8 protein-coding genes are annotated in these 12,611 nt (G+C 52.8%); all 8 read left to right on the plus strand.

Features of this window, described 5'->3' with window-relative positions:
* Positions 1-373: 373 nt before the first annotated feature.
* On the plus strand, positions 374-4,930 hold the full coding sequence (gene sslE / locus RTW80_RS05830; RefSeq protein WP_063119409.1) for a lipoprotein metalloprotease SslE: 4,557 nt from the start codon (positions 374-376) through the stop codon (positions 4,928-4,930).
* Between the two features lie 139 nt (positions 4,931-5,069).
* Positions 5,070-5,879 (plus strand): prepilin peptidase PppA, encoded by an 810-nt coding sequence (gene pppA, locus RTW80_RS05835; protein ID WP_012135973.1) that lies wholly within the window; start codon positions 5,070-5,072, stop codon positions 5,877-5,879.
* A gap of 65 nt (positions 5,880-5,944) precedes the next feature.
* Complete coding sequence (gene gspS2, locus RTW80_RS05840; protein WP_001300497.1) at positions 5,945-6,355, plus strand: type II secretion system pilot lipoprotein GspS-beta; 411 nt, start codon at positions 5,945-5,947, stop codon at positions 6,353-6,355.
* Positions 6,356-6,372: 17 nt separating this feature from the next.
* Positions 6,373-7,332 carry a type II secretion system protein GspC gene (gene gspC, locus RTW80_RS05845; protein WP_000135079.1) on the plus strand — a complete coding sequence of 320 codons (960 nt, stop codon included), beginning with the start codon at positions 6,373-6,375 and terminating at the stop codon, positions 7,330-7,332.
* A 29-nt stretch (positions 7,333-7,361) separates the two neighbouring features.
* The gene (gspD, locus tag RTW80_RS05850; protein ID WP_000498824.1) at positions 7,362-9,422 is read left to right on the plus strand and encodes a type II secretion system secretin GspD; all 2,061 of its coding nucleotides are present in this window, start codon (positions 7,362-7,364) and stop codon (positions 9,420-9,422) included.
* Positions 9,422-10,915 carry a type II secretion system ATPase GspE gene (gene gspE, locus RTW80_RS05855; RefSeq protein WP_000249348.1) on the plus strand — a complete coding sequence of 498 codons (1,494 nt, stop codon included), beginning with the start codon at positions 9,422-9,424 and terminating at the stop codon, positions 10,913-10,915. Before gspD ends, gspE begins: the two co-directional genes overlap by 1 nt.
* Positions 10,915-12,138 carry a type II secretion system inner membrane protein GspF gene (gspF, locus tag RTW80_RS05860; RefSeq protein ID WP_312718642.1) on the plus strand — a complete coding sequence of 408 codons (1,224 nt, stop codon included), beginning with the start codon at positions 10,915-10,917 and terminating at the stop codon, positions 12,136-12,138. The genes gspE and gspF overlap by 1 nt, the downstream gene beginning before the upstream one ends.
* A 16-nt stretch (positions 12,139-12,154) precedes the next feature.
* Positions 12,155-12,610, plus strand: coding sequence for a type II secretion system major pseudopilin GspG (gene gspG / locus RTW80_RS05865; protein WP_001087296.1), 456 nt, complete (start codon positions 12,155-12,157; stop codon positions 12,608-12,610).
* Position 12,611: the final 1 nt, after the last annotated feature.

A 12,611-nucleotide genomic window follows, 5' to 3' on the forward strand; every position in this document is an offset into this window, starting at 1 on the left:
GTTCAGATAACCTGCTAAATAATTAAGATCGTGAGAACATCTATTTTTTTATCACGCAAAACAAGTCTGTATTAATTATGTTCGCTTGATGAGCAAACACCGTTCTATCTGTTGCTTTTGCAATCTTAATCGTTAAAACTACCAACAAATTTATATAGTTACGTTGTGAAATGTTGTTAATTTTTTGTTTGTTGAAATTTCGTAAAAATAGCCAGATAGACATCGTATAGGGGTTATTCTTATAAATTTCACCTGTTTTCTATCAATGATGTCGTTTTCTTAAGAATGGAGGAAGTTATTAGAGAAGATAAAGCATAAAACTATTTCTCCCAGTTACGAATTTTTTAACATTGTTTTGTCACTTGCGTTATTAATGAATAAGAAATTTAAATATAAGAAATCGCTTTTAGCGGCTATTTTGAGCGCAACCCTGTTAGCCGGTTGTGATGGCGGTGGTTCCGGATCTTCCTCCGATACGCCGCCTGTAGATTCTGGAACAGGATCTTTGCCGGAAGTGAAACCTGATCCAACACCAAACCCGGAGCCGACGCCTGAGCCAACGCCGGACCCAGAGCCTACGCCAGAACCGATACCTGATCCTGAACCAACACCAGAACCGGAGCCAGAACCTGTTCCTACGAAAACGGGTTATCTGACCCAGGGCGGAAGCCAGCGGGTAACTGGTGCTACCTGTAATGGTGAATCCAGCGATGGCTTTACATTTAAACCTGGCGAGGACGTTACTTGCGTGGCGGGTAACACGACAATTGCCACCTTCAACACTCAGTCAGAAGCTGCGCGTAGCTTGCGTGCGGTTGAAAAAGTGTCGTTTAGCCTTGAGGACGCGCAAGAACTGGCGGGCTCCGATGACAAGAAAAGCAATGCGGTTTCGCTGATAACGTCCAGTAACAGCTGTCCGGCGAATACAGAACAGGTTTGTCTGACGTTCTCCTCGGTGATCGAGAGTAAACGCTTCGACTCGCTGTATAAGCAAATCGATCTGGCACCGGAAGAGTTCAAAAAGCTGGTCAATGAAGAGGTGGAAAACAATGCTGCGACCGATAAAGCGCCATCCACTCATACTTCACCGGTCGTGCCCGTCACCACGCCGGGAACAAAACCGGATCTGAACGCTTCCTTCGTGTCGGCTAACGCGGAACAGTTTTATCAGTATCAACCCACTGAAATCATTCTCTCTGAAGGTCGACTGGTCGATAGCCAGGGATATGGTGTTGCTGGCGTCAACTACTACACCAATTCAGGCCGTGGCGTGACAGGGGAAAATGGTGAATTTTCCTTTAGCTGGGGCGAAACCATCTCCTTTGGTATCGATACCTTTGAACTGGGTTCAGTGCGCGGCAATAAGTCGACCATTGCGCTGACTGAACTGGGTGATGAAGTTCGCGGGGCGAATATTGATCAGCTTATTCATCGCTATTCGACGACCGGGCAAAATAATACCCGTGTTGTTCCGGACGATGTACGCAAGGTCTTTGCCGAATATCCCAACGTGATCAACGAGATTATCAATCTCTCGTTATCCAACGGTGCGACGCTGGGGGAAGGTGAGCAAGTCGTTAATCTGCCTAACGAATTTATTGAGCAGTTTAATACGGGTCAGGCCAAAGAGATCGATACCGCGATTTGTGCGAAAACCGATGGTTGTAACGAGGCTCGCTGGTTCTCGCTGACGACGCGCAATGTTAATGACGGCCAGATTCAGGGCGTTATCAACAAGCTGTGGGGCGTGGATACGAACTACAAATCTGTCAGCAAGTTCCATGTATTCCATGACTCCACCAACTTCTATGGCAGCACGGGTAATGCGCGCGGTCAGGCGGTGGTGAATATCTCCAACGCGGCCTTCCCGATTCTGATGGCGCGTAATGATAAAAACTACTGGCTGGCCTTCGGCGAGAAACGGGCCTGGGATAAAAATGAGCTGGCGTACATTACTGAAGCGCCTTCCATTGTGCGACCAGAGAACGTGACACGCGAAACCGCCACCTTCAACCTGCCGTTTATTTCGCTGGGGCAAGTGGGCGATGGCAAGCTGATGGTTATCGGTAACCCACACTACAACAGCATCCTGCGTTGCCCGAACGGTTACAGCTGGAACGGGGGCGTTAATAAAGATGGGCAGTGTACGCTCAACAGCGACCCGGATGACATGAAGAACTTCATGGAGAACGTGCTGCGCTATCTGTCAAATGATCGCTGGTTGCCGGATGCAAAATCCAATATGACCGTGGGTACTAACCTGGACACGGTGTATTTCAAAAAACACGGGCAGGTTACAGGAAATAGTGCTGCGTTCGGCTTTCATCCGGATTTTGCGGGTATCTCTGTTGAGCATTTAAGTAGCTATGGCGATCTCGACCCGCAGGAAATGCCGCTGCTGATCCTCAACGGCTTTGAGTATGTGACTCAGGTTGGTAACGATCCTTATGCAATCCCGCTGCGTGCAGATACCAGCAAACCGAAGCTGACCCAGCAGGATGTGACCGATTTGATCGCCTATATGAACAAAGGTGGATCGGTGCTGATCATGGAAAACGTGATGAGCAATCTTGAGGAAGAGAGCGCATCTGGCTTTGTACGTCTGCTTGATGCCGCAGGTTTGTCGATGGCGCTTAACAAGTCGGTAGTAAATAACGATCCGCAAGGCTACCCGGACCGCGTTCGTCAACGACGTTCAACGCCAATTTGGGTCTATGAGCGTTATCCGGCTGTCGATGGTAAACCACCGTATACCATTGATGACACCACGAAAGAAGTTATCTGGAAATATCAGCAAGAAAACAAACCTGATGACAAACCGAAGCTGGAAGTTGCCAGCTGGCAGGAAGAAGTTGAGGGTAAACAGGTAACTCAATTCGCCTTTATCGATGAAGCCGACCACAAAACGCCTGAGTCACTGGCTGCGGCGAAGAAGAGAATTCTGGACGCGTTCCCAGGGCTGGAAGAGTGTAAGGATTCTGACTACCACTATGAGGTCAACTGTCTGGAATATCGTCCTGGCACGGGGGTTCCGGTTACTGGTGGCATGTATGTTCCACAGTATACGCAACTAAGCCTTAACGCCGACACTGCGAAAGCGATGGTGCAGGCTGCGGATTTAGGCACCAACATTCAGCGTCTGTATCAGCATGAGCTTTACTTCCGTACCAATGGTCGCAAAGGTGAGCGTCTGAGCAGCGTCGATCTGGAACGTCTGTACCAGAACATATCGGTCTGGCTGTGGAATAAAATTGAATATCGCTATGAAAACGACAAGGATGACGAGCTGGGCTTTAAAACGTTCACCGAGTTCCTGAACTGTTACGCCAACAATGCTTATGATGGTGGCACGCAGTGCTCCGCAGAGCTGAAACAATCGCTGATCGATAACAAGATGATCTACGGTGAAGGCAGCAAAGCGGGCATGATGAACCCGAGCTACCCGCTTAACTATATGGAAAAACCGCTGACGCGCCTGATGCTGGGGCGTTCCTGGTGGGATCTGAACATCAAGGTTGATGTCGAGAAGTATCCGGGGGCGGTATCGGCTGAAGGTGAGGAGGTTACTGAAACCATCAACCTGTACTCGAATCCGACCAAATGGTTTGCGGGTAACATGCAGTCTACTGGCCTGTGGGCTCCGGCTCAGCAGGAAGTCAGCATTAAGTCCAATGCGAAAGTCCCTGTGACTGTTACCGTGGCGCTGGCTGACGACCTGACCGGGCGTGAGAAGCATGAGGTTGCGCTGAACCGTCCGCCAAGAGTGACTAAAACATACTCTCTGGATGCTAGCGGCACGGTGAAGTTCAAGGTTCCTTACGGTGGTCTGATTTATATCAAGAGCGACAGTAAAGAGGAGAAATCAGCCAACTTCACCTTTACTGGCGTGGTAAAAGCGCCGTTCTATAAAGACGGTAAATGGAAAAACGACCTGAAATCCCCTGCGCCGTTGGGTGAGCTGGAGTCTGCGTCGTTCGTCTATACCACGCCGAAGAAGAACCTTGAGGCCAGCAATTACAAGGGCGGTCTGAAACAATTCGCTGAGGATCTGGATACCTTTGCCAGCTCGATGAATGACTTCTACGGTCGTGATGGCGAAAGCGGTAAGCACCGGATGTTTACCTATGAAGCATTGACGGGGCACAAACATCGTTTCACCAACGATGTGCAGATCTCCATCGGTGATGCGCACTCTGGTTATCCGGTGATGAACAGCAGCTTCTCGCCGAACAGCACCACGCTGCCGACGACGCCGCTGAACGACTGGCTGATCTGGCACGAAGTAGGGCACAACGCTGCAGAAACGCCGCTGACTGTACCGGGCGCAACTGAAGTGGCGAACAACGTGCTGGCGCTGTACATGCAGGATCGTTATCTCGGCAAGATGAACCGTGTCGCTGACGATATTACCGTTGCGCCGGAATATCTGGAGGAGAGCAACGGTCAGGCATGGGCGCGTGGCGGTGCGGGTGACCGTCTGCTGATGTACGCGCAGCTGAAGGAATGGGCAGAGAAAAACTTTGATATCAAACAGTGGTATCCAGAAGGCTCTCTGCCAGCGTTCTACAGCGAGCGTGAAGGGATGAAAGGCTGGAACCTGTTCCAGTTGATGCACCGTAAAGCACGCGGCGATGATGTTGGCAATGACAAATTTGGCAACAGAAACTACTGTGCCGAATCCAACGGTAACGCTGCCGACACGCTGATGCTGTGTGCATCCTGGGTCGCTCAGACGGACCTTTCCGCATTCTTTAAGAAATGGAATCCGGGCGCGAATGCTTACCAGTTGCCGGGAGCGACAGAGATGAGCTTCGAGGGCGGTGTGAGCCAGTCGGCTTACAACACGCTCGCGTCACTCGATCTGCCGAAACCGAAGCAAGGGCCGGAAACCATTAACAAGGTTACCGAGTATTCGATGCCTGCTGAATAACCCGGATAAGGCGTTCACGCCGCATCCGGCATGAAATAAGGCGCACCGGGTTGCGCCAGCTTATCGGGCCTGGAGGAAAGCCATATGGCATACACCTGCAGGCCCGCATCCGGCAAGTTACAACAAACAACCTTTAACCATGCTTTTTGATGTTTTTCAGCAATACCCCGCGGCGATGCCCGTCCTGGCAACCGTCGGAGGATTGATTATAGGTAGTTTTTTGAATGTGGTGATTTGGCGTTACCCCATCATGCTGCGCCAACAAATGGCGGAGTTTCACGGTGAAATGCCGAGTGCGCAGTCAAAAATAAGCCTGGCGCTGCCACGTTCGCACTGTCCACATTGTCAGCAGACCATCCGGATACGTGACAATATTCCGCTGTTCTCCTGGCTGATGCTCAAAGGGCGCTGCCGCGACTGTCAGGCGAAAATCAGCAAGCGTTATCCGCTGGTGGAGTTATTGACGGCACTCGCTTTTTTGCTGGCGAGTCTGGTCTGGCCGGAAAGTGGATGGGCGCTGGCGGTGATGATATTATCCGCCTGGCTGATTGCCGCGAGCGTCATTGACCTCGATCACCAATGGCTGCCCGATGTTTTTACTCAGGGCGTATTGTGGACGGGACTGAGTGCGGCATGGGCGCAGCAGAGCCCGCTCACGCTACAAGATGCAGTTACCGGCGTCCTGGTGGGGTTTATCGCTTTTTACTCCCTGCGCTGGATAGCCGGAATAGTTCTGCGTAAAGAAGCATTAGGCATGGGCGATGTATTATTGTTCGCTGCGTTAGGTAGTTGGGTGGGGCCGTTGTCGCTACCCAATGTTGCTTTAATCGCATCATGCTGCGGCCTGATATATGCCGTTATTACAAAAAGAGGATCAACCACACTGCCTTTTGGACCGTGTTTAAGTCTGGGCGGTATAGCAACAATTTATCTACAGGCATTGTTTTAATGATAACAACGTCATTATCAAAGTGACATTTTAACTCTTATTAATAACCTTAGAGATTATTTACCATGTCGATAAAACAAATGCCAGGGAGGGTATTAATATCGCTATTGTTGAGCGTTACAGGATTATTAAGTGGCTGTGCCAGCCATAATGAAAATGCCAGTTTACTGGCGAAAAAACAGGCGCAAAATATCAGCCAAAACCTGCCGATTAAATCTGCGGGATATACCTTAGTGCTGGCACAAAGTAGCGGCACGACGGTAAAAATGACCATTATCAGCGAAGCGGGGACTCAGACCACGCAGACGCCTGACGCCTTTTTAACCAGCTATCAACGACAAATGTGCAATGACCCAACGGTGAAATTAATGCTCACTGAGGGAATTAATTACAGCATAACGATTAATGATACACGTACAGGTAACCAGTATCAGCGGAAACTGGATCGTACCACCTGTGGAATAGTCAAAGCATAACGTTGGGTAGATATAAATTGGCGCGGGTTGTTTTTCGTGACGCACGAATTTATCTCATTCAATGGCTGACAAAAATTCGTCACACTCTTAACCAGAGACAATCTCTTAATACAGACAAAGAGCATCTGCGCAAAATTGCACGCGGGATGTTCTGGCTGATGCTGCTTATTATTTCTGCAAAAATGGCGTATTCACTCTGGCGCTATTTCTCCTTTTCTGCGGAATATACGGCTGTTTCCCCATCGGCGAATAAACCGCCCCGTGCGGATGCAAAAACGTTCGATAAAAATGACGTGCAATTAATCAGCCAGCAAAACTGGTTTGGCAAATATCAGCCCGTCGCCACGCCGGTAAAACAACCCGAACCTGTGCCTGTGGCAGAAACGCGTCTTAATGTGGTGTTGCGTGGGATCGCCTTTGGTGCCAGACCCGGCGCGGTTATTGAAGAAGGTGGCAAACAGCAGGTCTATTTGCAGGGGGAACGGCTTGGTTCTCACAACGCGGTGATTGAGGAAATCAACCGCGACCATGTGATGCTGCGCTATCAGGGAAAAATAGAGCGCCTGAGCCTGGCAGAAGAGGGGCATTCCACCGTAGCCGTGACCAACAAAAAAGCCGTCAGTGACGAAGCAAAGCAAGCTGTTGCTGAGCCTGCTGCCAGTGCGCCAGTTGAGATCCCGACTGCCGTGCGTCAGGCACTGACGAAAGATCCGCAGAAAATTTTTAACTATATCCAGCTTACGCCTGTGCGTAAGGAGGGGATTGTCGGTTATGCAGTGAAGCCGGGGGCAGATCGTTCTCTGTTCGATGCCAGCGGTTTCAAGGAAGGCGATATCGCCATTGCGCTAAATCAGCAGGATTTCACTGATCCACGAGCAATGATTGCTCTGATGCGGCAGTTACCTTCAATGGATTCCATTCAACTTACGGTTTTACGCAAGGGTGCGCGCCACGACATTTCCATCGCGCTGCGCTAACCGCATTTAATCCAGGAGAATCATTCATCGTGTTTTGGCGTGATATTACGTTGTCGGTCTGGCGTAAGAAGACAACTGGCCTCAAAACAAAAAAGCGTTTACTGCCGCTGGTGCTGGCAGCGGCATTATGCAGTTCGCCGGTCTGGGCGGAAGAAGCCACTTTCACCGCTAATTTTAAAGATACCGACCTGAAATCGTTCATCGAAACCGTCGGCGCTAACCTTAATAAAACCATCATTATGGGGCCGGGCGTACAGGGGAAAGTGAGTATTCGCACCATGACCCCGCTCAATGAACGCCAGTATTACCAGCTATTCCTTAACCTGCTGGAAGCACAGGGGTATGCCGTCGTACCGATGGAAAACGACGTGCTGAAGGTGGTGAAATCCAGCGCTGCGAAAGTCGAGCCGCTGCCGCTGGTCGGTGAAGGCAGCGACAACTACGCGGGCGATGAAATGGTCACCAAAGTAGTGCCGGTACGTAATGTGTCAGTACGCGAGCTGGCACCGATTCTGCGCCAGATGATCGACAGCGCAGGCTCAGGCAACGTTGTTAATTACGATCCCTCCAACGTGATTATGCTCACCGGACGCGCCTCCGTCGTGGAGCGGCTGACGGAAGTGATCCAGCGTGTGGATCACGCGGGTAATCGCACTGAAGAGGTGATCCCGCTGGATAACGCCTCGGCTTCGGAAATCGCCCGCGTGCTGGAAAGCCTGACGAAAAACAGCGGCGAGAACCAGCCTGCGACGCTGAAATCTCAAATTGTCGCCGATGAACGCACCAACAGTGTGATTGTCAGTGGTGACCCCGCCACGCGGGACAAAATGCGCCGTCTGATCCGTCGCCTGGACTCAGAAATGGAGCGCAGCGGCAACAGCCAGGTTTTCTATCTCAAATACAGCAAAGCCGAAGATCTGGTCGATGTACTGAAGCAGGTCAGCGGCACGCTCACGGCGGCTAAAGAAGAGGCGGAAGGCACGGTCGGTAGCGGGCGTGAGATTGTCTCCATCGCCGCCAGCAAACACAGTAATGCCCTGATTGTTACTGCGCCGCAGGACATCATGCAATCGCTGCAAAGCGTGATTGAACAACTGGATATTCGCCGTGCTCAGGTGCATGTCGAGGCGTTGATCGTGGAAGTTGCCGAAGGTAGCAATATCAATTTCGGCGTGCAGTGGGCGTCGAAAGATGCCGGATTAATGCAGTTTGCTAATGGTACGCAGATCCCTATCGGTACGCTGGGCGCAGCCATTTCTCAGGCGAAACCGCAGAAAGGCTCGACGGTGATCAGTGAAAACGGCGCTACCACCATTAATCCGGATACCAACGGCGATCTCTCCACGCTCGCCCAGCTTCTTTCCGGCTTTAGCGGTACGGCGGTTGGTGTGGTGAAAGGCGACTGGATGGCGCTGGTGCAGGCGGTTAAAAACGACTCCAGCTCTAACGTGCTCTCCACGCCGAGCATCACCACGCTGGACAACCAGGAAGCCTTCTTCATGGTGGGCCAGGACGTTCCGGTATTAACCGGCTCTACCGTTGGCTCCAATAACAGCAATCCTTTCAATACAGTAGAAAGGAAAAAAGTCGGCATCATGCTGAAAGTCACGCCGCAGATTAACGAAGGTAACGCGGTACAGATGGTGATTGAGCAGGAAGTCTCGAAGGTGGAAGGACAGACCAGCCTCGACGTGGTGTTTGGTGAGCGCAAACTGAAAACCACCGTGCTGGCTAACGATGGTGAGCTGATTGTGCTTGGTGGTCTGATGGACGACCAGGCGGGAGAAAGCGTGGCGAAAGTGCCGCTGCTTGGCGATATCCCATTAATTGGTAACCTGTTTAAATCGACGGCGGATAAAAAAGAAAAACGTAACCTGATGGTGTTTATCCGTCCGACCATTCTGCGTGACGGTATGGCGGCAGACGGCGTGTCGCAGCGCAAATATAACTATATGCGCGCCGAACAGATCTATCGCGATGAGCAAGGCTTAAGCCTGATGCCGCACACCGCACAGCCGGTACTGCCAGCGCAAAACCAGGCCTTACCGCCGGAAGTTCGCGCGTTCCTCAATGCCGGGAGAACGCGTTAATGGTGCCTGTAGCACAGGAAACCACCGCCAACACCGTGCGTCTGCCCTACAGTTTCAGCCGTCGGTTTAGCCTGGTGGCATGGTGCGAAGCGTCGCTGGAGATCCTCCACGTTCATCCGCTATCGCTCTCTGTTTTGCAGGAGCTGCAGCGGGGGCTGAACGCGCCCTTTACGCTGCGGCAAATCGACGAGGCCGAATTTGAACAGCGGCTGAATGCGGTCTGGCAGCGGGACTCTTCCGAGGCTCGCCAGCTGATGGAAGATCTCGGTTCTGCCGAGGACTTTTTTACCCTCGCGGAAGAACTGCCGGAAACGGAAGATCTGCTGGAAAGCGACGACGATGCGCCGATCATCAAACTGATCAACGCCATGCTGGCAGAGGCAATCAAAGAAGGCGCTTCGGATATCCACATTGAGACGTTTGAAAAGAGTCTGGTGATCCGTTTTCGTGTTGACGGCACATTACATGAAATGCTGCGTCCGGGGCGCAAACTGGCCTCGCTGCTGGTGTCGCGTATCAAGGTGATGGCGCGGCTGGACATTGCCGAAAAGCGCGTGCCGCAGGATGGACGTATTGCGCTGTTGCTGGGCGGCCGGGCGATTGACGTGCGTGTCTCCACCATGCCTTCTGCCTGGGGCGAGCGCGTGGTGCTGCGACTGCTGGACAAAAACCAGGCCCGCCTGACGCTGGAGCGTCTGGGGCTTAGCCAGCAACTGACCGCGCAGTTGCGCCAGCTGTTACACAAACCGCACGGCATCTTTCTGGTGACGGGGCCGACGGGTTCCGGCAAAAGCACCACGCTGTACGCCGGATTGCAGGAGCTGAACAACCATTCGCGCAACATTCTCACGGTTGAAGATCCCATCGAATACATGATTGAAGGGATCGGTCAGACGCAGGTTAACACCCGCGTCGGCATGACCTTTGCCCGTGGGCTGCGCGCGATTTTGCGTCAGGACCCGGATGTGGTGATGGTCGGTGAAATCCGCGATACCGAAACCGCAGAAATCGCCGTCCAGGCTTCACTTACCGGACACCTGGTCCTTTCCACGCTGCATACCAACACAGCGGTGGGGGCGATCACACGTTTGCAGGATATGGGCGTGGAGCCTTTCCTGCTCTCTTCCAGCCTGACGGGCGTGATGGCGCAGCGACTGGTTCGCACGCTGTGTCCCGACTGCCGCCAGCCCGCACCAGCCACTGACGAAGAAAAACGCCTGCTGGGAATTACCGACGCCCGTACCGTCACTCTGTACCATCCACAGGGCTGTCCCGCCTGTAATCACAAAGGTTTTCGCGGACGGACTGCCATCCATGAGCTGATCGTGGTGGATGCCACATTGCGTGATTTGATCCACCGTCAGGCCGGGGAGCTGGAGCTGGAACGTTATGTCCGACAACACTCTGCGGGTATCCGCAGCAACGGCATTGAGAAAGTGCTCGCCGGAGAAACCTCTCTCGATGAAGTTCTGCGGGTAACCATGGAGGCGTAATGGCACTGTTTTACTATAAGGCGCTGGAGCGTAATGGTCGCAAAACCAAAGGTATGATTGAGGCGGATTCCGCGCGTCATGCCCGCCAGTTGTTGCGCGGTAAAGAGCTTATCCCCGTGCATATTGAAGCCCGGATGAATACTTCGTCAGGGGGGATGTTGCAGCGTCGGCGGCACGCACATCGTCGCGTGGCGGCGGCAGATCTTGCGCTGTTCACGCGCCAACTGGCAACGCTGGTACAGGCAGCAATGCCGCTGGAAACCTGCTTACAGGCGGTCAGTGAGCAAAGTGAAAAACTGCATGTAAAAAGCCTCGGAATGGCGCTGCGCAGCCGGATTCAGGAAGGTTACACCCTGTCGGACAGCCTGCGCGAACATCCCCGCGTCTTTGATTCTCTGTTTTGTTCGATGGTTGCTGCCGGAGAAAAATCCGGGCATCTCGACGTGGTGCTCAATCGCCTGGCAGATTACACCGAACAGCGACAGCGCCTGAAATCACGTCTATTGCAGGCCATGCTCTATCCGCTGGTTCTGCTGGTGGTGGCAACGGGCGTAGTCACTATTTTGCTGACGGCAGTGGTGCCGAAAATCATCGAACAGTTCGATCACCTCGGACACGCGCTGCCCGCCACCACCCGCGCGCTTATCGCCATGAGCGACGCGTTACAGGCCAGCGGCGTTTACTGGCTGGCGGGATTGCTGGCGCTTCTGGTGCTGGGGCAACGGCTACTTAAAAATCCTGCTATGCGCCTGCGCCGGGATAAAACCTTGCTGCGTCTGCCCGTGACGGGCCGTGTTGCGCGCGGGCTGAATACGGCGCGTTTTTCCCGCACATTAAGCATCCTCACCGCCAGCAGTGTTCCGCTACTGGAAGGCATTCAGACCGCTGCCGCCGTGTCGGCAAATCGCTATGTCGAACAACAACTACTGCTGGCGGCAGATCGCGTCCGCGAAGGAAGCAGTCTGCGTGCCGCGCTGGCGGAGTTGCGCCTGTTCCCCCCGATGATGCTGTACATGATCGCCTCCGGCGAACAGAGCGGCGAACTGGAAACCATGCTTGAGCAGGCCGCTGTTAACCAGGAACGGGAATTTGATACCCAGGTGGGGCTGGCGTTAGGGCTGTTTGAACCGGCGCTGGTGGTGATGATGGCGGGCGTGGTGCTGTTTATCGTCATCGCCATCCTCGAGCCGATGCTGCAACTGAACAATATGGTTGGAATGTAATTTACGGAGTTATCACATGAATTCGTTATCCCGCACACAAAAACCACGGGCAGGTTTTACCCTGCTGGAAGTGATGGTGGTGATTGTTATTCTTGGCGTCCTGGCAAGTCTGGTGGTGCCTAACCTGTTGGGCAATAAAGAGAAAGCGGATCGGCAAAAAGCCATCAGCGATATCGTGGCGCTGGAGAATGCGCTGGATATGTACCGACTGGATAACGGGCGTTATCCGACCACAGAACAGGGGCTTGAGGCGCTGATCCAACAACCGGCCAATATGGCGGATTCCCGTAACTACCGTACAGGTGGGTACATTAAACGACTGCCAAAAGATCCGTGGGGCAATGATTATCAGTATCTCAGCCCGGGTGAAAAAGGACTGTTTGATGTTTACACCCTGGGGGCGGATGGTCAGGAAAACGGGGAAGGCGCTGGCGCAGATATCGGTAACTGGAATTTGCAGGAGTTTCAGTAAG

This window comes from Escherichia sp. AM3, assembly GCF_032029835.1.
In the GTDB taxonomy this organism is placed as follows: Bacteria; Pseudomonadota; Gammaproteobacteria; order Enterobacterales; family Enterobacteriaceae; genus Escherichia; species Escherichia coli.